The organism is Pseudonocardia sp. P1, from assembly GCF_000178675.2.
GTDB lineage: Bacteria > Actinomycetota > Actinomycetes > Mycobacteriales > Pseudonocardiaceae > Pseudonocardia.
In genome coordinates, this window is sequence record NZ_ADUJ02000001.1 from 2913263 (window position 1) to 2934593 (window position 21331).

Annotated in this window: 21 protein-coding genes and 1 tRNA gene; 13 read left to right on the top strand and 9 right to left on the bottom strand. The window is 73.7% G+C overall.

What is annotated here, in order from left to right; translation table 11 throughout:
• Positions 1 to 113: 113 nt before the first annotated feature.
• The 3 genes from PP1_RS13075 to PP1_RS13085 are packed head-to-tail and all read left to right on the top strand — an operon-like array spanning position 114 to position 2274.
• The gene (locus PP1_RS13075) at positions 114 to 1112 is read left to right on the top strand and encodes a sugar kinase (protein WP_050802191.1); all 999 of its coding nucleotides are present in this window, start codon (positions 114 to 116) and stop codon (positions 1110 to 1112) included.
• Positions 1109 to 1873 (top strand): IclR family transcriptional regulator, encoded by a 765-nt coding sequence (locus PP1_RS13080; protein ID WP_010224490.1) that lies wholly within the window; start codon positions 1109 to 1111, stop codon positions 1871 to 1873. The genes PP1_RS13075 and PP1_RS13080 overlap by 4 nt, the downstream gene beginning before the upstream one ends.
• Positions 1870 to 2274 carry a RidA family protein gene (locus PP1_RS13085; RefSeq protein ID WP_010224489.1) on the top strand — a complete coding sequence of 135 codons (405 nt, stop codon included), beginning with the start codon at positions 1870 to 1872 and terminating at the stop codon, positions 2272 to 2274. Before PP1_RS13080 ends, PP1_RS13085 begins: the two co-directional genes overlap by 4 nt.
• A 90-nt stretch (positions 2275 to 2364) precedes the next feature.
• Here PP1_RS13085 and PP1_RS13090 read toward each other — a convergent pair whose 3' ends face one another.
• The 5 genes from PP1_RS13090 to PP1_RS13110 all read right to left on the bottom strand — a co-directional run bounded on the left by PP1_RS13090 (position 2365) and on the right by PP1_RS13110 (position 6596).
• Positions 2365 to 2634 carry a DUF2277 domain-containing protein gene (locus PP1_RS13090; RefSeq protein ID WP_010224488.1) on the bottom strand — a complete coding sequence of 90 codons (270 nt, stop codon included), beginning with the start codon at positions 2632 to 2634 and terminating at the stop codon, positions 2365 to 2367.
• A 64-nt stretch (positions 2635 to 2698) separates the two neighbouring features.
• Positions 2699 to 3727, bottom strand: coding sequence for an NAD-dependent epimerase/dehydratase family protein (locus PP1_RS13095; protein WP_010224487.1), 1029 nt, complete (start codon positions 3725 to 3727; stop codon positions 2699 to 2701).
• A gap of 29 nt (positions 3728 to 3756) precedes the next feature.
• The gene (locus tag PP1_RS13100; RefSeq protein ID WP_010224486.1) at positions 3757 to 4446 is read right to left on the bottom strand and encodes a PIG-L deacetylase family protein; all 690 of its coding nucleotides are present in this window, start codon (positions 4444 to 4446) and stop codon (positions 3757 to 3759) included.
• Between the two features lie 58 nt (positions 4447 to 4504).
• Positions 4505 to 5344 carry a sugar phosphate nucleotidyltransferase gene (locus PP1_RS13105; RefSeq protein ID WP_010224485.1) on the bottom strand — a complete coding sequence of 280 codons (840 nt, stop codon included), beginning with the start codon at positions 5342 to 5344 and terminating at the stop codon, positions 4505 to 4507.
• Between the two features lie 4 nt (positions 5345 to 5348).
• The gene (locus PP1_RS13110; RefSeq protein ID WP_369821667.1) at positions 5349 to 6596 is read right to left on the bottom strand and encodes a class I SAM-dependent methyltransferase; all 1248 of its coding nucleotides are present in this window, start codon (positions 6594 to 6596) and stop codon (positions 5349 to 5351) included.
• Between the two features lie 196 nt (positions 6597 to 6792).
• Here PP1_RS13110 and PP1_RS13115 point away from each other — a divergent pair.
• From PP1_RS13115 to PP1_RS13130, 4 genes are all read left to right on the top strand, one after another.
• Positions 6793 to 6863: transfer RNA gene (locus PP1_RS13115), tRNA-Gln, on the top strand.
• 400 nt (positions 6864 to 7263) lie between these two features.
• The gene (locus tag PP1_RS13120) at positions 7264 to 8025 is read left to right on the top strand and encodes a GAF and ANTAR domain-containing protein (RefSeq protein ID WP_029239166.1); all 762 of its coding nucleotides are present in this window, start codon (positions 7264 to 7266) and stop codon (positions 8023 to 8025) included.
• Positions 8026 to 8406: 381 nt separating this feature from the next.
• Entirely contained in the window at positions 8407 to 8901 is a 495-nt protein-coding gene (locus PP1_RS13125) for a hypothetical protein (protein ID WP_075299440.1), read from the top strand.
• Complete coding sequence (locus PP1_RS13130) at positions 8898 to 9617, top strand: LuxR C-terminal-related transcriptional regulator (protein ID WP_075313954.1); 720 nt, start codon at positions 8898 to 8900, stop codon at positions 9615 to 9617. The genes PP1_RS13125 and PP1_RS13130 overlap by 4 nt, the downstream gene beginning before the upstream one ends.
• Positions 9618 to 9702: 85 nt before the next feature.
• Here the strand turns inward: PP1_RS13130 and PP1_RS13135 are convergent, their stop codons facing one another.
• Together PP1_RS13135 and PP1_RS13140 are read right to left on the bottom strand one after the other, a co-directional pair.
• Entirely contained in the window at positions 9703 to 10146 is a 444-nt protein-coding gene (locus PP1_RS13135; protein WP_010234715.1) for an OsmC family peroxiredoxin, read from the bottom strand.
• Positions 10147 to 10263: 117 nt separating this feature from the next.
• On the bottom strand, positions 10264 to 10851 hold the full coding sequence (locus PP1_RS13140; protein WP_060633598.1) for a L,D-transpeptidase: 588 nt from the start codon (positions 10849 to 10851) through the stop codon (positions 10264 to 10266).
• A 402-nt stretch (positions 10852 to 11253) separates the two neighbouring features.
• On the opposite strand from PP1_RS13140, the gene glmU reads away from it, so the two are divergent.
• The 4 genes from glmU to pth all read left to right on the top strand — a co-directional run bounded on the left by glmU (position 11254) and on the right by pth (position 15226).
• Positions 11254 to 12732: a bifunctional UDP-N-acetylglucosamine diphosphorylase/glucosamine-1-phosphate N-acetyltransferase GlmU gene (glmU, locus tag PP1_RS13145; protein WP_249266073.1), complete on the top strand. Its 1479-nt coding sequence runs from the start codon at positions 11254 to 11256 to the stop codon at positions 12730 to 12732.
• Positions 12729 to 13709, top strand: coding sequence for a ribose-phosphate diphosphokinase (locus PP1_RS13150; protein WP_010232607.1), 981 nt, complete (start codon positions 12729 to 12731; stop codon positions 13707 to 13709). The genes glmU and PP1_RS13150 overlap by 4 nt, the downstream gene beginning before the upstream one ends.
• Positions 13710 to 13940: 231 nt before the next feature.
• Positions 13941 to 14636 carry a 50S ribosomal protein L25/general stress protein Ctc gene (locus tag PP1_RS13155; RefSeq protein ID WP_010232609.1) on the top strand — a complete coding sequence of 232 codons (696 nt, stop codon included), beginning with the start codon at positions 13941 to 13943 and terminating at the stop codon, positions 14634 to 14636.
• Positions 14633 to 15226, top strand: a complete 594-nt coding sequence (gene pth, locus PP1_RS13160; RefSeq protein WP_010232611.1) for an aminoacyl-tRNA hydrolase — start codon at positions 14633 to 14635, stop codon at positions 15224 to 15226. Before PP1_RS13155 ends, pth begins: the two co-directional genes overlap by 4 nt.
• An 18-nt stretch (positions 15227 to 15244) precedes the next feature.
• Here pth and PP1_RS13165 read toward each other — a convergent pair whose 3' ends face one another.
• Entirely contained in the window at positions 15245 to 16927 is a 1683-nt protein-coding gene (locus tag PP1_RS13165) for a fatty acyl-AMP ligase (protein ID WP_075313953.1), read from the bottom strand.
• 90 nt (positions 16928 to 17017) lie between these two features.
• On the opposite strand from PP1_RS13165, the gene PP1_RS13170 reads away from it, so the two are divergent.
• A complete protein-coding gene (locus tag PP1_RS13170; RefSeq protein ID WP_010225906.1) occupies positions 17018 to 18385 on the top strand; it encodes a M20/M25/M40 family metallo-hydrolase in 1368 nt (455 codons plus the stop codon).
• A gap of 47 nt (positions 18386 to 18432) precedes the next feature.
• Entirely contained in the window at positions 18433 to 19263 is an 831-nt protein-coding gene (locus PP1_RS13175) for an LLM class F420-dependent oxidoreductase (protein WP_029239271.1), read from the top strand.
• A 242-nt stretch (positions 19264 to 19505) separates the two neighbouring features.
• Here the strand turns inward: PP1_RS13175 and PP1_RS13180 are convergent, their stop codons facing one another.
• Entirely contained in the window at positions 19506 to 21326 is a 1821-nt protein-coding gene (locus PP1_RS13180; protein WP_010225904.1) for an ABC-F family ATP-binding cassette domain-containing protein, read from the bottom strand.
• Positions 21327 to 21331 lie beyond the last annotated feature (5 nt).

The following is a 21331-nucleotide window of genomic DNA, read 5'->3' on the forward strand; positions in this document are numbered from 1 at the left end:
CCCCCGTCTGAACTGGCGCGTTGCGTATTTTGCAGCGCTGGTTGCGTATTTCGGTTCGGCCGTTCTAGCATCGCCCCGACGGCCGGGTCAACGGCGACGAAGGAGTTCGAGCAGTGGAGAGCGCAGGTCGGCGGCCCGCGACGGGCGGTGTGGTGTGCTTCGGCGAGGCACTGGCGCTGGTGTCCCGGCCCGGCGGGATCGACGATCCGGCCGCCCCCGCGAGCGCCGCGGGCGCCGAGGTGAACGTGGCGCTCGATCTCGCCGCGGCCGGGGTGCCCGTCGCCTGGGTCGGCCGTCTCGGCGACGACCCGCACGGCGCTCTCGTCGCCGGAGCGCTCGCCGCCGCGGGCGTGGACACCGGCGGCATCGAGACCGACCCCGCACGGCCGACCGGTCGCTACGCGAAGTCCACCGAGCCCGGCCCCGACGGCCCGCGGACCCGGATGCACTACCGGCGGGCGGGGTCCGCGGCCTCCGCCGCCGGACCGGACCTGCGGGAACGGCCGGGCATCCGGGACCGGCTGGCGTCGGCGTCCTGGCTGCACGTCGGCGGGATCACCTCGGCCGTCTCCCCCGCCGCGCTGGCGGCGCTGCTGGAACGGCCCCGGGCGTACCGGGTCTCGTTCGACGTGAACTGGCGCGAGCAGATGTGGCCCGGCGGCGACCCGGCGACGGTCGTCGCGCACGCCGGCCGGGCGGACATCGTCCTGACCGGCGGCGACGAGGCGCTCCGGGTGTTCGGCACGGCCGACCCGGCCGGGCTGCGGGCGCTGCTGCCGGATCCGGAGCTGCTGGTGCTGAAGGACGGCGCCGACCGTGCCGTCGCCGTGCACCGCGACGGCTCGGTGACCGCGCGCCCGGCACTGCAGGTCGACGTCGTCGAGCCGGTCGGTGCGGGCGACGCGTTCGCCGCGGGCCTGCTCACCGGGCTCGTCCGCGGCGAGGACGTCGGCCGCTGCCTGCGCCGCGGACACCTCGGTGCCGCGGCCGTGCTCGTCGTCGCCGGCGACTCGGCCGCCCCGCTGCCCGACCGCCTGCTCGACCTCGGCGACGACGCGTGGGCGCGCCTGCGCGTCGGCCCGGACGGCGTCGTCGAGGGGGTCCGCACGTGAGCACCAGCCTGGGCAAGGCGCTGCGGATCCTGGTCGTCCTCGGCGAGGGACCGGCGTCGCTGGACGAGCTGGCGACCCGGCTGGACGTGCACAAGACGACCGTCCTGCGGCTGCTGCGCACGCTCGGCGACGAGCACTTCGTGCACCGCGACGGGCAGCACCGCTACCACCTGGGGTCCCGGCTGTTCGAGCTGTCGTCGCGCGGGCTGGACCAGCGCGAGGTCCGCTCGATCGCCGCCCCGCACCTGCTCGCGTTCAACCGCGCGCACGGCCACACCACGCACCTGTCCGAGCTGGTCGGCAGCGAGATCGTCTACATCGACAAGCTGGAGTCGCACGACCACGTGCGCATGGCGTCCCGGGTCGGGCTCCGCGGCCCGGTGCACTCGACGGCGGCCGGGAAGGTCCTGCTGGCCGACCTCACCCCGGCCGCGGTGGACCGGGTGCTCGACGGCGCGGACCTCACCGCCCGCACCCCCGCCACGATCACCGACCGCGGCGCCTACCGGGCGGAGCTGGCCCGTGTCCGCGAGCAGGGCTGGGCGCAGGACCGCGAGGAGAACGAGCCCTCGATCAACTGCATCGGGGCGCCGGTCCGCGGACCGGCCGGAACCGTGGTGGCGGCCGTCTCGGTGTCCGTGCCGAGCATCGTCGCCACCTACGACCAGCTGATCGAGCTGGTCCCGTCACTGCTGGCCGTGACCGGGACGATCTCCCGGGAGCACGGCTGGCGCCCGACCCGAGAGGAACCCTCCCCATGAGCACGACCGTCGTCTCCACCCCGGACGCGCCGGCCCCGGCGCACACCTTCAGCCAGGCGATCCGCAAGGGCGGTCTGCTGCAGGTCTCCGGCCAGGGACCGATGGACCCGGCCACCGCCACCTACATCGCCCCGGGTGACGTCCAGGCGCAGACGCTGCGGACGCTGGAGAACGTCCGGGCGATCCTGGAGGCCGGCGGGTCCTCGGTGGCCGACGTCCTGATGTTCCGGGTCTATCTCACCGACCGAGCGCACTTCGCGGACATGAACACCGCCTACGGCGAGTTCGTGTCCCGGCACGTACCGGACGGGAACCTGCCCGCCCGCACGACGGTGATCGCCGGCCTGCCCCGCGAGGAGATGCTCGTCGAGATCGACGCCCTGGCGGTCCCCGCGGAGTAGGGCCCACGGTTCGGCGGACCCGCCCGCCCGGCGTGACGTTCCGGTGGCCGGGACCACCGGCACGTCATGCCCGTCGGGCGCGGGGGCCGGTCAGCGGGCGTAGCGCACCTCGGCGCGGGCCCGGGCCTTGGCCGCCTCCACCTCGCGGTCCTTCGGCGGGGCGGTCGTGGTCAGACCGTCCAGGAGCTCGCGGGTCGCCGCCGCGACCACCGACACCGCCTTCTCGAACGCCTCGGCGTTGGCCTGCGACGGCTTCGCCGAACCGGAGATCTTGCGGACGTACTGGAGCGCGGCCGCGTCCACCTCGTCGACGGTCGCCGGCGGCTCGAAGTTGTGCAACGTCCGGATGTTGCGGCACATGGCGCCTCCGGCGCTCGTGAGTGGTTATCGCGGTCAGGGCCACGATAACCACTCACGGGCGGCGTCAGCCGCCGATGACGTGCATCCCCCCGTCGAGCTCCCCCGCAGCCTGCCGCGCGTTGAGCACCGCGAGCCGGGTGAAGGAGTTGTCGAAGGCGTCCTGGGTGAGGCCCCGGGCCTTGTACTCGGTCGCGAGCTGCTCGGCACCGGCCGGGATGGTCCAGCCGGCCTCGAAACCGAGCTCCTTGCGGGCGCGGGCGAAGTCGACCCGGTACGACCGCGGGTCGTTGCCCGCCTCGCCGGTGATGTTCAGCGTCGAGCCGGGGACGGCGTCGATGACCGCCTGGGCGATCTCGGCGACGGTCCGGTTGTTCTTCTCGGTACCCACGTTGTAGGCCCGGGCCCGGACGACGTCGGCGGGGGCGTCCAGCGCGGCGACGACCGCACCGGCGATGTCCTCGGCGTGCGCGAGCGGGCGCCACGGGGTGCCGTCGGACAGGACGGTGACCTCGTTCGTGAGGATCGCCCGGCCGACCAGGTTGTTCAGCACGATGTCGGCGCGCAGCCGCGGCGAGAAGCCGAACGCGGTCGCGTTGCGCATCGAGACCGGCACGAAGTCGGCGTCGGCCAGCTCGGCCAGGTCGTCCTCGACGCGGACCTTGGAGATCGCGTACGGGGTGACCGGCTTCAGCGGGGCGTCCTCGTCGACGAGGTCGTCGCCGGACTGGGCGCCGTAGACCGAGCAGGTGGAGGCGTAGACGAACCGCCCGACACCGGCCTCCTTCGACAGCCGCGCCAGCCGGGTGGAGGCGTGGTGGTTGATGTCGTAGGTGATCTCCGGGGCCAGCGAGCCGAGCGGGTCGTTCGACAGCGCCGCCATGTGGACGACGGCGTCGAAGCCCCGGAGCTGCTCGACGGTGACGTCGCGGAGGTCGGTCGGGAAGCCCTCGACGTCGGGGGTGTCCAGGCTGCCCAGGACGCACGAGGCGAACAGCCCGGAGTCGAGCCCGGTGACGTCGTGGCCGGCCGAGGCGAGGAGCGGTGCCATCACCGTCCCCAGGTAGCCCTGATGTCCGGTGAGCAGTACCCGCATGGTGGTCCCTTCAGTAGGTCGGTGGGGTGTCACGGCCCGGTGCCGAAGCCGGGCGCCGGCTCCGATCCGGCGATCGGGGCGACGGACAGCGTCAGCTTCTGGACGTGGAACGCCTCGGCGTACCGGGCGTGGCACTGCACGCCGCGGACCCGGGCGATCCCGCGGAACGTCTCGTCGTCGAACCAGGTGCGGTCCCGCTGGGAACCGTAGTGCTCGTTCAGCTTCGCGATCTTCTCGCCGAGCACCGGCTCGGACAGCGGGAGGTAGACCGACGGCTGGGCGAGGTCGCCCTCCCACTTGAGGATCTCGTACCCGAGCGTCAGGTGGTCCCGGTAGGCCGTCGGGATCATCTGCGCGAGCGTCCGGTGGTCCTGGTGCGCGTCGTGCGGCGACGGCCCGATGACGAGGTCGGGCTCGCCCCGGGTGCGCAGGTCCTCCAGCGCCATCTTGGCCCGCTCCCAGTGCTGCGGTACGCGGCCGTCGGGCAGGTCCATGACGACGACCTCGAGGTTCGCGCCGGGGGTGAAGGCGGCGAGCGCGGCCCGCTCCTCCTCCTCGCGCAGCGACCCGGCGCCGGTGAGGACGAGTGCGGTCACGTTCACCCCCGGGTAGGCGCGGCACAGCTCCAGGAGCGTGCCGCCCGCCCCGATCGGGATGTCGTCGCAGTGCGCGCCGAGCAGCAGGATGCGGTCCAGCCGCTCGGGCAGCAGGTTCAGCACGGTTTCTCGTCCCCCCGGACTCGCGCGTGGGTGTCCATGGTCGCTGCGCGGGCGTCGCTCAGTCGCGCTGGTGGCTGCTGCGGTGCATCTCGGCGATCGCGGCCTGCAGCGGGTCGCGGTCGGTGCCGTGTGCCTCCCACAGCATCCACGGCCGGGTGCCGCCCTGGTAGGCGGCCTCGAGCGCGTTGCGCTCCTTGACCGTGTCGGCCGGCTGCCAGAACCCGCGGTGCCGGTACGCCGACATGCGGCCCTTGCGGGCCAGCGGGGCGCAGACGTCGCCGATCAGGTCGCAGTCCTTCTCCAGGAAGTCGAACACCTCGGGCCGGAACATGAGGTAGCCACCGTTCTCCCAGAGCGGCATCTCCTGGAGCGTGGTGATCGAGTCGAGCGTGCCGTCGTCGGACACGTCGACGCAGTGGAACGCCGACTGCGGCGGCACGGCCATCAGCTGCCCGACGGCGTCGGAGCGGGTGAACTGCTCGACCATCGTGTCCAGCGGGGCGTCGGTGAGGACGTCGGCGTAGTTCGCGTGGAACATCTCGTCGTCCTGGACGATGGCCTTGACCCGGCGCAGCCGCTCACCGATCGGCGAGTCCAGGCCGGTGTGGACGAACGTGATGTTCCAGTCCTGGATGTCGCTGCCCATGAGCTCGACCTCGCCCTGGTGCAGGACGAAGTCGTTCGACTCGGTCTCGTCGTAGTTGAGGAAGTAGTTCTTGATGTGGTGCGCGCCGTAGCCCAGGCACAGGACGAAGTCCGTGTGCCCGAAGTGGGCGTAGTAGCGCATCACGTGCCAGATCAGCGGGCGCGGGCCCACCGGGTGCATCGGCTTCGGGAGATCGGACGCGCCGTCGCGCATCCGCATGCCGTAACCACCACAGAACAGGACGACCTTCACGGCGTCACACCACCTCGAGCGACGGGATCGGGAAGACCAGCGTGCCGCCCCACTCGTGCACGTAGGACAGCTGCTCGGTCAGCTCGGTGCGCAGGTTCCAGGGCAGGACGAGCACGTGGTCGGGGCGGTCCTGCGCGATCCGCTCCGGGGCGTGGATCGGGATCCGGGTGCCCGGCGTCAGCCGGCCGTGCTTGTACGGGTTCCGGTCCACCGTGTACTCGAGCAGGTCCGGCCGGATCCCGCAGTAGTTCAGCAGAGTGTTCCCCTTGCCCGGCGCGCCGTAGGCGACGACCCGCTTACCCCGGCGGCGGGCGTCGACGAGGAAGGACACCAGGTCGTCGCGGATGGTGGAGACGGCCTCGGAGAACCCGTCGTGGCCCTCCGGGGTGTGCAGGCCGGCGGCCTCCTCGGCCGCGAGCACCTCGCGCACGCGCTCCGACGGCTCGCCCGCGACGTCGGCGGGACGCGCCCACATGCGGATCGAGCCGCCGTGGGTGTCGAGCAGCTCGACGTCGACCAGGGTCAGGCCGCCCGCGGCGAGCGCCCGCTGCCCGGTGAGCAGCGTGTAGTACTGGAAGTGCTCGTGGTAGATCGTGTCGAACTGCTTGCGCTCGACCAGCGTGAGCAGGTGCTGGACCTCGATCGAGACCCAGCCGTCGTCGGCGACCATGGCGCGGAGGCCCTGCGCGAAGCCGACGACGTCGGGGATGTGGGCGAACACGTTGTTCCCGCACACCAGGTCCGCCGGGCCGTGCTCGGCGCGGACCCGGGCGCCGGTCTCCGGGGTGAGGAACGCGGTGAGCGTCGGGACACCCTTGCCGCGGGCCGCCTCGCCGACGTTGACGCTCGGCTCCACACCGAGGCAGCGGATGTCGCGGGCGACGACGTGCTGCAGCAGGTAGCCGTCGTTCGAGGCGACCTCGACGACGAACGAGCCGGTGCCGAGTCCCGCGCGGACGACGGCGGAGTCCACGAAACGACGGGCGTGCTCCACCCAGGACGAGCTGAACGACGAGAAGTACGCGTACTCCTCGAACGTCTCCTCCGGAGAGATCTCCGGCGGCAGCTGGGCCAGCAGGCAGGAGTTGCAGACCCGCACGTGCAGCGGGTACGTCGTCTCCGGACGCTCGGCCGTCTCGGCGGTCAGGAACAGCTCGCACGGCGGTGTCGCGCCGAGGTCGCAGAAGCTGCGCAGGTCCGTCGAACCGCACAGACGGCACGTGACGGTGGTGCCGGACAGTTGCGACGTCACCGGCTCGCCCACCTCACTGGAAGCATCCGTGTTCAGCACGGACGGAAGTCTGTCAACTCGACGCGCGGGCACCGCGCCCGGGGTCACATCGCCCGATAGTGGGTGTTTGTCCGTGAGATGGAGCATCGCAAAGCAACCGTCGGGCGAGGTGCGCCGCGGGGGCCCGGAACCGGCCGTGCCACGATGAACCGCACGATCCACCGTGGTGTAACGGCAGCACCTCGGATTTTGGTTCCGATGGTCCAGGTTCGAATCCTGGCGGTGGAGCACGCACGACGACGCGGGCGCGGGAGCCCGGCGTGGCCGTCCGGGTGGTGCGGCTCCGGCGTCCGGCCGAGCCGCGGTCGCCCTCCCGGGTACGGCGCCCCGACCTGCGGGATCTCCGGGGCCCCCGAGCGCCCGACGTCGCCGCCCGGACGTTGCCCGACAGCGCCGATCGCGACACCATGGCTGCGGAGCCGTCAGGTGGGACGTCGCCGGCAGGAGGCCGGTCCGGACGGTTCGGCCCTGGCAGGCCCGCGGGCTGCCACCTTCATGACCGGACCGGAGCCCGGCCGGATCGCCACGGACGTCGTCGCCCGCCGGCTGCGGCTGTCGCGGACGGATCGCGGCAGCCCGGTCTCACCGAGATCGACCCGACCGAGCACGGCATCGAGGGGGACATGTGATGACTCCGTCACCGCCCGTGCCGGCGCCGCCGGAACGGGAACGGCCGCTGATCGAGGCGTTCGTCCGGCTCGCCGACACCCTGGTCGACGACTACGACGTGATCGAGCTCTTCGAACGGTTGTGCTCGGACTGCGTCACCCTGCTCCGGGCCGACGCCGCGGGCCTGGTCCTGACGGACCAGCGGGGTGCACTGCAGGCCGTCTCCGCGTCCACCGAGGTCGCCGCGCTGCTCGAGCGGTTCCAGATCGACACCGACCAGGGGCCGTGCCTGGAGTCCTTCCGCAGCAGCGCCCTGGTGCGCGCCCCGGACCTCGGCGGCGACCCCCGGTGGCCGGCCTTCGGCGGTCGCGCGGTGGCCTCCGGGTTCCGGGCCGTCCACGCGCTCCCGATGCGCTGGCGCGGCAGCACGATCGGCGCCCTCAACCTGTTCCACCACGCCCCGACGGCCATGCCCGCGGGCGACCTGGCCGTCGGGCAGGCGCTGGCCGACGTCGCCACGATCGGCATCCTGTCCGACCGGGCGTCCCGGGAGCGGGACCTGCTGACCGAGCAGCTGCAGGCCGCCCTGACCAGCCGGGTGGTCATCGAGCAGGCCAAGGGTGTGCTGGCCGAGCGCGGCGGTATCGGCATGGACGAGGCGTTCGGCCGGTTGCGGGCGTACGCCCGTTCCACCAGCACCCGGCTCTCGGACGTGGCGCGCGGCGTCGTCGAGGGCACCCTCGACACCGCGACGATGACGCCGTCCGAGGGGAAAGCCTGACGCTCTGCCGCAGGGCCGCCACCCCGCCGTTCAGGGCGTGAACCCACGAAAGGGGGTACCGGGCGCCGCCTCCGCGGAGCAGTATTTTCCGACCCGCCCCGGACCCCGGCGGCTGTAGGACACAGTCGACGAGCGCGCCCGGAACCGGACCGGTACCCCGTGCGCGGACACGGAGGGACCCGTGCGGCGGACACCCGTGCAGATCCTCGCGGCGGAGCCACACCCCGCGCCGGTACCCCCTGCCGGGAAGGACCGGACACCGCTCCCCGCCGGCACCGGACCACCCCGCCTCCCGAGCCGCTCGTAGCGGACCGGCGACGACGACCGCCCAGGAGCGGCGTCGCCGCCACTGCGGTCACCGGAGACGACCAGGGAGAACGCATGCACGGGTCGCACCCACCACTCGACCCCGCCACGGACCACCTCCAGCGCCGCAGGCTCCGCAGGCTCCCCCGGCCGCGGGACGCGGCGGCGCACGTCCTGCGCCGCATCCCCGTACCGGGGCGCAGACCCCCCGGACACGACGACGATCCCGGCCCGGAGCCGGACGCCCGGCGGTCCGCGGAGCCCGGCCCGGCGACCTACCTGCTGGTCCACGACCGGATGGCGGACTCCGGTCACGTGCACGAACGCGGCTGGGAGCTGCAGGCGTGGAACGGCCGGGTGCGGAGCTGGTCGATCACGCTGGCCGCGCGCGGCGCCGGGCACGGGGCACCGGCCCGGGTCGCGCAGGCCGTGGCCGTCCGGGTGCTGGGCGAGCGCGACGTCGTCGTGCGGGCCTGGCACCCCTGCGGCGCCGACCACGTGCCGGTCTTCCTCGCCGGGGTCGGGCCCGCAGGGCGGCGGGCGGTCCCCGGCCCGGGGGCCCGGCGGTGACCGGCACGGCGTCCCGGCTCTCGCCGACGGGCGACACCCTCGCCCGGCCCGTCCTCGTGGTCGACACCCACGAACTCGTGGGCACCGCGCTCGCGATGGAGCTGCAGTCGGCGGGCGAGCGGGCCGCGTTCTACCCGCCCCGGTCCCTCGAGACCGTGCGGCGGCTGACCCGGCACGGCGAGGGGATCGTCGTGCTCGAGCTCGACCTGGGGCACGACGAGTTCGGGAACCGGATCGACGTCGCGACACTGATCCCCGACCTGACGGCGGCGGGCTGGCGGGTCATCGTGCTGACCGGCAGCTCGGACGCCGTGCGGATCGGGGCGGCGCTCGACGCGGGCGGCTACCTCTGGGTGTCCAAGCGCGAGCCGCTGAAGGCGCTGCTGGAGGCCGTCCAGCAGGCCCGCAACGGCCGGAGCCCGCTGTCGTCGGCCCGCCGGGAGGACCTCGTCCGGCACTTCCTGACCCACCGGAACGGGGCCCTCCAGGACGACGCCCGGCTCGCCACGCTGACCCCGCGCGAGCACCAGGTCCTCGCCATGCTCGCGGCGGGCCACCGGGCCCGGACGATCGCGGACACCCTGGTCGTCTCGCTCGCCACGGTCCGCACGCAGATCGGCTCGATCCGGACGAAGCTGCAGGTCACCTCGCAGCTCGAGGCGGTGGCGGTGTACTCCCGCGCCCGCAAACGCAGCCGCGAGTGGTCCGGCACGTGACCGGACCCGCCGAGATGCGGCTCAGCGTCGTCCGGTGATCGACGAATCGCGCTGAGCCGCATCTCGGCGAGGGTGTGCTCCGGGCTCAGCCCTCGAGTGCGGCGTCCAGGTCGATCCGGACGCCGGTCAGCGCCTTCGAGACCGGGCAGCCGTCCTTGGCGGCGCGGGCCGCCTGCTGGAACCCGTCGTCGTCGAGGCCGGTGACCTCGCCGCGGACCTTCAGCGTGATGCCGGTGAGCTTGAAGCCACCGTTGTCCTTGTCCGGCCCGAGCGAGACGTCCGCGGACACCTCGAGCGACTCGGGCGTCCCGCCGGCCTCGGCCACGTTCGCCGACAGCTGCATCGCGAAGCAGGCCGAGTGGGCCGCGGCGATCAGCTCCTCGGGCGAGGTGTTGCCGTTCGCCTCCTCGGCGGAGCGCTTCGGGAAGCTGACCTCGTAGGTGCCGATCTTCGAGCTGCTCAGCTCGACCTGACCGGAACCCTCCTCGAGCGTGCCGTTCCAGGCGGTGCGAGCGCTGCGGGTGGGCATCGTGCCTCCAGGCGGATCGGAATCAGTTGTGCACAACCGGATGGCCCGGCCGCGCTTCCGTCCACTCCGTTCCCGGTGGCCGTCGCGCCGAAACGCGCCGGGCCACCGGGCGGCAGGTCACTCCCGGATCTCGACCCGGTCGCCCACCTGGAGCGCCCCGAACCAGCGCTCGGCGTTCGCCCGGTCCAGGCGCACGCAGCCCGCCGACGGCGAGTCCACGTTGCCCTCGTGGAAGGCGATCCCGCCCGGTGCGAAGAACACCGCGAACGGCATCGGCGCGTTGTCGAACTCCGCGCTGCGGTGGTCCCGGTTCTTCCACTCGACCTGGAAGGTGCCGAGCGGGGTCGACTGCCCCTGCCCGCCCGGCGCCGCGGGCACCGGGCCGACCTCGATCCGCCCGTCCTTGATCAGCCAGGCCTTCCGGCCGGCGCGGTCGACGCACGCGCGCGCCTCGGTGCTGCACGGGGTGCCCTCGGTGCGGCCCTCGGCCCGGGCGTCCGAGCCGCCGTCACCGCCACCCTCGCCGCCGCCGTCCTGCGACGACCCGCGCCCGCGGTCACCGTGATCGTCCGGGCCCTCCGGCGGCGCGGCCGACGCCGTCCCGACCAGCCCGGCGAGCAGCACGCCGAGAGCCAGGGCCACCACTGTGGCCAGGACCGTCACCACGCGGGAACGCCGGCGGCGTCCCCCGACCTCGCGCGTCATCGCACTCCTGTCGTCACTCCGGTCACGGCCCGGACTCCGGCCGCGTGCCCGGTTGAACGACACCTCGCGGCGGCGGTTACCACCCGAAGGTTTGATCTTCGACGAGGCCACCCGAACGGGGTGTGCCGGTCACCGTGGGTAGGACGCGGCGCCCCTCCCGTGAGGGGCCGGGGACGTCCCGGCCGGGCCCCGTACGATTCCCTTCCGTCACGGCGGGCCGGTCCACGCCGACCCCCTGTCGTGTGGCTGAGCGCACGGGCCGCCCGGACGGGCGGCGGTGGACCCCAGCAGGAGGAACCGAACATGCCCGACCCCCATCAGGGCGACGACGGGGGACCGACCGACCCCGCCCGCGCCGCGGTCGCCGCGGGGGTGGTCCTCGCCGCAGGCGCCGGCTCCCGGATGCGCTCGGCGACCCCCAAGGTCCTGCACCCCCTCGGCGGCAGGCCCATGCTCGGGCACGCGCTGCACGCCGTGGCGGGTGTCCGGCCGGAGCACCTGGTGGTCGTCGTGGGGCACCAGCGCGAGCGGGTCGCCGGTGCCGTCACCGGGTTCTCCGGGGAACTCGGCCGCGAGGTCGCGACCGCCGTGCAGGAGCAGATGCTCGGCACCGGCGACGCGGTGCGCTGCGGCCTGACCGCGCTCCCGGCGGACCTGACCGGCACCGTGCTGGTGACCTACGGCGACGTCCCGCTGCTCGACTCCACGACGCTGTCGTCGCTGGTGACCGAGCACGAGCGGCACGCCGCGGCCGTGACCCTGCTGACCGGCGAGCCCGCCGATCCCACCGGGTACGGGCGGATCGTGCGCGACGGCCCGGCCGGTGCGGTGACGGCGATCGTCGAGCACTCCGACGCCGGGCCGGAGCAGCGGGCCATCGGCGAGGTCAACTCCGGGGTCTACGCCTTCGACGCGGAGTTCCTGCGCGCGGGCGTCACGGGGCTCGCCGCGCACAACGAGCAGCAGGAGCTGTACCTGACCGACCTGGTCGAGAGCGCCGTCGCCGGCGGGCGGACGGTGCACGCCGTCCGCTGCGACGACGAGTGGCTGCTGCGCGGCGTCAACGACCGGGTGCAGCTGGCGGAGCTGCGGGCCGAGCTGAACCGCCGGGTGCTGCGCGGCTGGATGCTCGCCGGCGTCACCGTCGTCGACCCGGCCACGACGTGGGTGGACGTCCAGGTGGAGCTGGGGACCGACGTCGTCCTGCACCCGGGGACGCAGCTGCACGGCGCGTGCACCGTCGGCGAGGGAGCCGAGATCGGCCCGGACACCACGCTGACCGCCTGCGCGGTCGGGGCCGGCGCGACGGTCGTCCGGACCCACGGCTCGGACTCCGAGATCGGCGAGGGCGCCTCGGTCGGCCCGTTCGCGTACCTGCGCCCGCACGCCCGGCTCGGAGCCCGGGGCAAGATCGGCACCTTCGTCGAGGTCAAGAACGCCGACATCGGCGCGGGCAGCAAGGTGCCGCACCTGACCTACGTCGGGGACGCGTCGATCGGCGAGATGAGCAACATCGGCGCCTCGTCGGTGTTCGTGAACTACGACGGCGTCCGCAAGCAGCGGACGACGATCGGTTCGCACGTCCGGACCGGCTCCGACACCATGTTCATCGCCCCGGTCACGGTCGGGGACGGCGCCTACACCGGAGCCGGGACGGTGCTCCGGTCGGACGTCCCGCCGGGGGCGCTCGCGGTGTCGGGTGGGACACAGCGCACCATCGAGGGGTGGGTGAACCGCAAGCGCCCGGGCACCCCGGCCGCCGAGGCGGCCGAACGGGCGGGCTCCGGCCCGGCCGGCGACGGCACATCCGGCGGCGTCGACCACGACGCCGGGAACAACAGCGACAACAGAGACCTCAGCCGAGGAGGCACCGCACGGTGAGCGCGATCGCAGGCACGCCGAAGAAGAACATGATGCTCTTCTCGGGGAGGGCGCACCCGGAGCTGGCCGACCACGTGGCCAAGGAGCTCGACGTCACGGTCACTCCGCAGTCGGCGTACTCCTTCGCCAACGGAGAGATCTTCTGCCGCTTCGAGGAGTCGGTCCGCGGCAGCGACGCGTTCGTGATCCAGGCGCACTCCGCCCCGATCAACGACGCGATCATGGAGCAGCTGATCATGGTCGACGCGCTGAAGCGCGGTTCGGCCAAGCGGATCACCGCCGTCATGCCGTTCTGGGGCTACGCCCGCCAGGACAAGAAGCACCGCGGCCGCGAGCCCATCTCGGCCCGCCTCGTCGCGGACATGTTCAAGACCGCCGGTGCCGACCGGATCCTGACCGTGGACCTGCACACCTCGCAGATCCAGGGCTTCTTCGACGGCCCGGTGGACCACCTGTTCGCGCTGCCCGTGCTGGCGCAGCACATCAAGGACACCCGGCCGGACGAGAACTTCGCGGTCGTCTCGCCCGACTCGGGTCGCGTGCGGCTCGCCGAGCGCTGGGCCGACACCCTCGGCGGGACCCCGCTGGCATTCATCCACAAGACCCGCGACCCGCTGAAGCCGAACGAGGCGGTCGCGAACCGGGTCGTCGGCGAGATCGAGGGCCGCTGCTGCGTGGTCATCGACGACATGATCGACACCGGTGGCACGGTGGCGAAGGCGGTCGAGGTGCTGCTGAAGGAGGGCGCGACCAAGGTCGTCGTCGCGGCGACGCACGGCGTGCTCTCCGGCCCGGCCACCGAGCGCCTCGCCAACTGCGGCGCCGACGAGGTGATCTTCACCGACTCGCTGCCGATCCCGGCCGAGAAGCGCTTCGACAAGATGACCGTCCTGCCGATCGCGCCGCTGCTGGCCGAGGCGATCCACCAGGTCTTCGAGGACGGCTCGGTGACCAGCCTGTTCGACGGCAACGCCTGACCGACGCCTGATCCCGGCGGTCCCCGGACGGCGCTCCACCTTCGTGGTGGGGCGCCGTTCGCCGTTGCGGGCGGGGGCCCGGACGTGTAGTGGAGGGCGTCGCGTAGACTTCCGCCATCTCCGCGGCGAGGGCGGGTGCACCTTGACCCGCCGTGATCGACGTGAACCGATCCCGGTCGGCTCCTCGCCGCGCGCCTCCATCCGCAGCAGATCTACGAGGAGCACGGACCCGTGGCCCAGACCCGCATCCCCGCCGAGAACCGCACCGAGTTCGGCAAGGGCGCAGCCCGCCGCACCCGCCGTGCCGGCAAGATCCCCGCCGTCCTCTACGGGCACGGCACCGACCCGGTGCACCTGTCGCTGCCGTCGCTGGAGTTCGCGGCCGTCGTCCGTGACCAGGGCCGCAACGCCGTGCTCGAGCTGGACGTCGACGGCAGCAAGCCGCAGCTCGCGCTGACCAAGACCGTGGTCGTGCACCCGCTGCGCCCCTACATCGAGCACGTCGACCTCCTCGTCATCAAGCGGGGCGAGAAGGTCGAGGTCGAGCTGGACGTCGTCGTCACCGGCGACGCCGCCCCGGGCTCGCTGGTCACCCAGGACCTGAACACCGTCTTGGTCGAGGCCGACGCGCTGAACATCCCGGAGAACATCGAGGTCTCCGTGGAGGAGGCCGAGATCGGCACCCAGTACTACGCGAAGGACCTGCGCCTGCCGAACGGCGTCGAGCTGCGCACCGACGAGGAGTACCTCGTCGTGCAGGTCGTCCCGGCCCCGACCGAGGAGGACCTGGAGGCCGAGATCGACACCGAGGGTGCCGGTGTCGTCGAGGACCCGTCCGACGACGAGGAGGCCGCCGGCGAGTCGGCCGAGGCGTCCGAGTCCTCCGAGGGCTCGGACGAGTCCTCCGAGGGCGACTCCGACAAGTGAGTGCGGTGCCGGGTCCCGCGCTCGTCGTCGGGCTCGGGAACCCGGGCCCGGAGTACGAGGGGACCCGGCACAACGTCGGTACCCGCGTCGCCGCCCTGCTGGCGGCGCGGGCCGGCGCCGGCCGGTTCTCGGTCCACAAGCGGTCGAACGCCGACGTGGCCCAGGGCCGGCTGGCCGGCCGCCCGGTGACCGTGGCCGTCCCCCGGACGTACATGAACCTCTCGGGCGGTCCGGTCACCGGTCTCGTGAAGTACTTCTCGGTCCCGCCGACCGAGGTGATCGTGATCCACGACGAGCTGGACCTCGACTTCGGCGTCGTCCGGCTCAAGCGGGGCGGCGGCGAGGGCGGGCACAACGGCCTGCGCTCGATCAGCCGCTCGCTGGGGACGAAGGACTACCTGCGGGTCCGGTTCGGCATCGGCAGGCCGCCGGGTCGTCAGGACCCGGCGGACTACGTGCTCAAGCGGTTCTCGGGCGCCGAGAACAAGGAGCTCGACCTGGGGCTGGACCTGGCCGCCGACGCCGCCGAGGCGCTGCTGTCCGACGGCCTGGAGCCGGCCCAGAACCGCTTCCACCCGCTCTCGGGCTGACCCCCTGACCCCGCGGGGTCAGCGCGGGGCGGTCAGCAGGTCGGCGGTGGCGGCGCGGCGGAGCTTGCCCGACGGCGTCTTCGGCAGGCTCCCCGGCGCCAGCACCGCGACCTCGGCGGGCCGGACCCCGACCGCGGACACCACCCGGCGGACGACGTCCGCGCGGATCGCCTTCACGGCGTCGTCGGTGTCGGCGCCCTTCGCCTCCACCGCGACGGCGAACGACTCGCGGTGCCGGCCCTCGCCCGCCGCGATCCGCACCGCGACGACGTTGCCCGCGCGGACCCCGTCGGCCTCCCCCGCCGCACGCTCGATGTCGGTCGGGTAGATGTTGCGGCCGCCCATGATGATCACGTCCTTGGTGCGGCCGCAGACCACGACGGCGCCGCCGTCGGTCAGGTAGCCCTCGTCGCCGGTGTCGAACCACCCGTCTGCGTCCTGCGTGGACAGCGGGCCCTCCACGGTGAGGTAGCCGGGCGTCACGGCGGCACCGCGCAGGTGCAGCACGCCGACCTCGCGCGGCCCCAGGTCCGCTCCCCCGGAGCCGACGACCTTCACCTCGATGCCGGGCAGCGGCGGTCCGAGCTCCGGGAACCCCCGGGCCGGGGCGGTACCCGCGGGCGTCGCGCGGCGGTGCGCCTCGAGCTCCTCGGCGTCGACCCGGTCCACCGCGAGACCGGTGTGGACCGGTGCGAACGCCACCCCGAGGGCGGTCTCCGCCATCCCGTAGGCGCACAGCACCGACTCGGGACGCAGCCCGAACCGGGCACCGGCCACGGTGAACGCCTCGACCGCCGCGGGATCGACGGGCTCGGCACCGTTGAGCGCGATCCGCAGCGAGGACAGGTCGAGCTCGCCGTCGTCGACCCGGGCGAGCTGGCGGGCCAGCACCGCGTAGGCGAAGTTCGGGGCGGCGGTGACCGTGCCGCCGTAGCGCGAGATCAGCTCGGCCCACAGCCGTGGCCTGCCGAGGAAGTCGGCCGGGGTCACGGTGACGAGATCCAGGCCGACCGTCATCGGGACGGTCAGGAACCCGACCATCCCCATGTCGTGGAACAGCGGCAGCCACGACACCATCCGGTCGGTCGCCACGTCGAGCTGCGACGCGGTCACCATCGAGCCGATGTTCGCGTGCAGGTTCCCGTGGGTGATCCGCACGGCCTTCGGCGCGGCAGTCGACCCGCTGGTCAGCTGCAGCAGCGCGGTGTCGCCCTCGTCGGCGACGTCCGCGGCGGCGGTGAAGGCGTCCGGGTCGCCGTCGAGCGAGTCGAGCGTCCGGAACGCGACCCCCTGCTCGGTCAGCACCGGCGCCAGCGCGTCGAACGGCGGCCCCAGCAGGACCATGGCCGCGTCGACCATCTTGAGCGTGGTGACGGTGTCCTCGGCCCAGACCGCCAGGTCGGTGCGGGGGGTCGGCTGGTGCAGCATCGTCACGCTGCCCCCGCACAGCCAGACCGCCTGTGCGGCGGGGGCGATCTCCGCGGGCTCGCCCGCCAGCACCCCGACCGCACCGCCGAACGGCAGCGCGGGCTCGCCCGCCGCACCGGGCCGCCGCAGCGCGTCCGCGGACGCCAGGGCCGCCCGGTGCACCTCGGCCCAGCTCCGGCGGACCGGCTCGCGCGGCTCACCCGTCGTCATCCCGCGGGCGTCCCGATCGGGACCGGTCGCGGACTCCAGCATCATCGCCAGGAAGCGGGACATGGGCCCGACACTAGCGACGAATCACCCGTCCCCGCCGCGAAGATCGGTGACCGGCGGACCCGGACGGCCGCGGGCGTAGCATCCGGCGCCATGGGCGAGCAGCAGATCGGCACCCCTCCCACGGAGCTCTCCTCGGCGGTCGACGCGGTCCTGCCGGGAGCGCGCACCGACCTGGAGGCGCTGGTCCGCATCCCGAGCATCTGGGCCGACCCGGCGCACGCCGAGGACACCCGGCGCTCCGCCGACGCGGTCGCCGCACTCGCCCGCGACGCCGGCGCCTCGGAGGTGCGGGTCCTCGCCGCCGACGGCGGGGCACCGGCCGTCGTCGCGCACTGGCCCGCGCCCGAAGGCATGCCGACGGTGATGCTCTACGCCCACCACGACGTCCAGCCGACCGGCGGCGACGACAACTGGACCAGCCCGCCGTTCGAGCCGACCGAGCGGGACGGCCGGCTCTACGGCCGCGGCGCCGCCGACGACAAGGCCGGCGTCATGACCCACCTGGCGGTGCTTCGCGCCTACGACGGCCGGCCACCGGTCGGCGTGACGCTGTTCGTCGAGGGCGAGGAGGAGTCCGGCTCGCCGACGCTGTCCGCGCTGCTGGCCGAGCACCACGCCGCGCTCGCCGCCGACGTCATCGTGATCGCCGACGCCGCGAACCCGGCCGTCGACGTCCCGGCGCTGACCACCAGCCTGCGCGGTCTCGTCGACGTCGTCGTCGAGGTGTCGGTGCTGGAGCGGCCGGTCCACTCCGGCGTCTACGGCGGTCCGATCGGGGACGCGCTCACCGTGCTCTGCCGGACGCTCGCCACGCTGCACGACGACAAGGGCGAGGTCGCCGTCCCCGGCCTGGTCCGCAGCAGCTCGGACGCTCCCGACCCGGACGAGGCCACCTACCGCGCCGACGCCGGCCTGCTCGACGGCGTCGAGCTGCTGGGGACCGGCAGCATCCCGGACCGGGTCAACCTCTCCCCCGCCGTCGCGGTGCTCGGCATCGACGCGCCGAAGGTCGCCGAGGCGTCCAACGTGCTCCTCCCCCGTGCCCGCGCGATGGTCAGCATGCGGCTCGCACCCGGGCAGGACGCGGCCGAGGCCCAGCGGGCGCTCGCGGAGCACCTGGAGCAGAACGTGCCGTGGGGCGCGCAGGTGGCCGTGACGCCCGGGACCGGGGTCGCCGAGCCGTTCAGCCTGTCCTCCACCGGTGCCGTGTACGACCACGCCCGGGCGGCGTTCTCCGCGGCGTTCGGGAACGCCGCGGTCGAGGCCGGCATCGGCGGCTCGATCCCCTTCATCGCCGAGTTCGCGCGGACCTTCCCCGGAGCGGCCGTGCTGGTCACCGGCGTCGGCGACCCGGCGAGCCGCTGGCACGGGATCGACGAGAGCCTGCACCTGGGCATGTTCGGCCGCGGGGTGCTGGCCGAGGCGTTGCTGCTGCGGCGGCTCTCCGGGACGGGCTGACCGCAGCCGGCGGAATGCGGCGGGCCCGGACCGGGTACCACTGCACCATGAAGTTCGGCATCGCGACGTTCGTGACCGACGAGGGCATCCGCCCCGGCCCCCTGGGCGCGGCCCTCGAGGAGCGCGGGTTCGACTCGGTGTGGCTCGCCGAGCACTCGCACATCCCGACCAGCCGGGAGTCCCCGTACCCGGGCGGCGGGGACCTGCCCCGGGTCTACTACCGCACGCTCGACCCGTTCGTCACGCTCGCCGCGATGGCGGAGACCACGACGAACCTGTTGCTGGGCACCGGCATCGCGCTGATGCCGCAGCGCGACGTGATCCACACGGCGAAGCAGTCGGCGAGCGTGGACCTCGTCTCCGGCGGGCGGCTGCTGTTCGGCGTCGGGGCCGGGTGGAACCGCGAGGAGATGCGCAACCACGGCGTCGACCCGACGAGGCGCGGCAAGCTGATGACCGAGCAGCTGCACGCCCTGAAGGCGCTGTGGACCGAGGACGAGGCCGAGTTCCACGGCGACCACGTCGACATCGAGCGGTCGTACTGCTGGCCGAAGCCGGTCCGTTCCCCGCACCCGCCGATCTACCTGGGTGGGGAGAGCGATGCGGCGCTGACCCGGCTCGCCGAGGTCGGCGACGGCTGGCTGCCGCGGGGCCACGCGTCCTTCGACGAGATCAAGCAGGTGCGGGCGGACCTCGCCGGACGCGGCAAGCCGGACGTCCCGACCACGGTGTTCGGCGCGCCCGCCGACCCGGACGTGGTCGCGGGCTACGCCGACGCGGGGGTCGAGCGGGTGACGTTCATGCTCCCGACGCGGCCCGAGAAGGAGACCCTGACGACGCTGGACGAGCTCGCGGAGGTGGCGGCGAAGGCCCGCTGATCCCCGTCCGGCGGACGGGGCCGGTCACCGTCGGCGGAGACGAGAAAACCGGCCCCGCCGTCGTCCCCCGACGGACGGCGGCGGGACCGGCTCGTCCCCCTCGTCACGACGACGCTCCCCAGCCCGTCGTGGCGTGGTCACGACGCTAGCCGGTCACCGGGGGCCCCCGGATCAGCCGAACTACGGATTTCCAACCGGATTCCCTCCTACTTCGGTAGGAGAGGTCCGGTAGGAGAGCGGCCTCAGCCCTCGGCCCGCTCGGCAGCCTCGAGCCACTCGATCTCGACGGACTCCCGCTCGGCGACGACGTCGCGGAGCTCCCGGTCGAGCTCCTGCAGACGCGCCGGATCGGTCGCCGCCTCGGCCAGCTGGGCGTGCAGCTTCTCCTCGCGCTTCGTGAGCTGGTCCATGCGGCGTTCGAGGCGCTGGGCGTCCTTGCGGGCGGTGCGCTGGGCCGCCGCGTCGACCTTCGGCGCCGCGGGCCGGGCCGCCGTCGCACCCGGGGTCGCCGCGGTGGCCGCCGGACCCGCCGTGATCCGGTCCGCCGACGCGCGCCGGGCGAGGTACTCGCCGATGCCGCCGGGCAGGTGGGTCAGCGTGCCGTCGCCGAACAGCGCGACCACCTGGTCGCAGACCCGCTCGGTCAGGTACCGGTCGTGGCTGACGACGACGAGCGTCCCCGGCCAGCCGTCGAGCAGGTCCTCCAGCCCGGCGAGCGTGTCGACGTCCAGGTCGTTCGTGGGCTCGTCGAGCAGCAGCACGTTCGGCTCGTCCATCAGCAGCCTCGTGAGCTGCAGCCGTCGGCGCTCGCCGCCGGACAGGCGTCCGACGGGGGTCCACTGCCGCGACGCGGGGAACCCGAGCCGCTCCAGGACCTGCGACGCCGTCATCTCCTGCTTCCCGAGCCGCACGTACTTGGCGACGGCCTCGGTCGCCTCCAGCACGCGCATCTCGGGGGGCAGGTCGACGAGCTCCTGGGTCAGCTGCGCCATCTTCACGGTGCTGCCCTGCACCCGCCGTCCGGCGTCGAGCTCACGGTCCCCGGACAGGGCCCGCAGCAGCGTCGTCTTGCCGGAGCCGTTGACGCCGACGATGCCGACCCGGTCGCCCGGACCGAGCCGCCAGGTGACCCGGTCGAGCAGGGTGCGGCCGGCGATCGCGACGGTCGCGTCCTCCAGCTCCAGCACGGTGCGCCCGAGCCGGTTGGTCGCGAACTGCATCAGCTCGACGGTGTCGCGGGGCGCCGGGACGTCGGCGATCAGCGCCTCGGCCGACTCGATCCGGTACCGCGGCTTCGACGTCCGCGCGGGCGGCCCGCGACGCAGCCAGGCCAGCTCCTTGCGGGCGAGGTTGCGGCGGCGCTGCTCGGCCGCGTCGGCCTGCCGGGAACGCTCGGCCCGCGCGTAGATCCAGTCCGCGTAGCCGCCGGTGTAGGACTCGACCCGGCCGTTCGCGACCTCCCAGGTGCGGGTGCAGACGGTGTCGAGGAACCAGCGGTCGTGCGTGACGACGACGAGCGCGATCCGCCGCTCGGTCAGGTGCCGGGCGAGCCAGCCGATGCCCTCGACGTCGAGGTGGTTGGTCGGCTCGTCGAGCACGACGAGATCGAGGTCGCCGACCAGCGCCGCGGCCAGCGCGATCCGCCGCTTCTCCCCGCCGGAGAGGCCCTCGGTGGGCCGGTCGAGCGCGTCGGCGCCGGCGCCCTTCGGGGTGATCCCGAGACCGTCGAGCACGTCACGCACCCGGGGGTCGGCCGCCCACTCGTGGTCGGCGCCGTAGCCGGCGAGCACGATGTCGCGCACCGTGGAGCCGGCCGGGAAGCGGTCGTGCTGCACCAGGTGCGCCATCCGCAGCCCGCCGACACGGCTGACCCGGCCGCCCTCGACCGGTCGCTCGTCGGTGATGACGTCGAGCAGCGTGGACTTGCCGCCGCCGTTGAGGCCGACGACGCCGATCCGGTCGCCGCGCTCGACGCCCAGCGACACGCCGTCGAGCAGCACGCGCGACGCGTCACCGGGCACGTGCGCGGTGACGTTCTCCAGGTTGAGCAGGTTCTCGGGCATTCAGC

Excerpts from the sequence above, each read along its gene's own strand:
- PP1_RS13085 (WP_010224489.1), top strand. The coding sequence starts at position 1,870 with ATGAGCACGACCGTCGTCTCCACCCCGGACGCGCCGGCCCCGGCGCAC.
- PP1_RS13090 (WP_010224488.1), bottom strand. The coding sequence starts at position 2,634 with ATGTGCCGCAACATCCGGACGTTGCACAACTTCGAGCCGCCGGCGACC.
- PP1_RS13095 (WP_010224487.1), bottom strand. The coding sequence starts at position 3,727 with ATGCGGGTACTGCTCACCGGACATCAGGGCTACCTGGGGACGGTGATG.
- PP1_RS13120 (WP_029239166.1), top strand. The coding sequence starts at position 7,264 with ATGACTCCGTCACCGCCCGTGCCGGCGCCGCCGGAACGGGAACGGCCG.
- PP1_RS13125 (WP_075299440.1), top strand. The coding sequence starts at position 8,407 with ATGCACGGGTCGCACCCACCACTCGACCCCGCCACGGACCACCTCCAG.
- PP1_RS13135 (WP_010234715.1), bottom strand. The coding sequence starts at position 10,146 with ATGCCCACCCGCAGCGCTCGCACCGCCTGGAACGGCACGCTCGAGGAG.
- PP1_RS13140 (WP_060633598.1), bottom strand. The coding sequence starts at position 10,851 with ATGACGCGCGAGGTCGGGGGACGCCGCCGGCGTTCCCGCGTGGTGACG.
- glmU (WP_249266073.1), top strand. The coding sequence starts at position 11,254 with ATGCGCTCGGCGACCCCCAAGGTCCTGCACCCCCTCGGCGGCAGGCCC.
- PP1_RS13165 (WP_075313953.1), bottom strand. The coding sequence starts at position 16,927 with ATGTCCCGCTTCCTGGCGATGATGCTGGAGTCCGCGACCGGTCCCGAT.
- PP1_RS13170 (WP_010225906.1), top strand. The coding sequence starts at position 17,018 with ATGGGCGAGCAGCAGATCGGCACCCCTCCCACGGAGCTCTCCTCGGCG.
- PP1_RS13175 (WP_029239271.1), top strand. The coding sequence starts at position 18,433 with ATGAAGTTCGGCATCGCGACGTTCGTGACCGACGAGGGCATCCGCCCC.
- PP1_RS13180 (WP_010225904.1), bottom strand. The coding sequence starts at position 21,326 with ATGCCCGAGAACCTGCTCAACCTGGAGAACGTCACCGCGCACGTGCCC.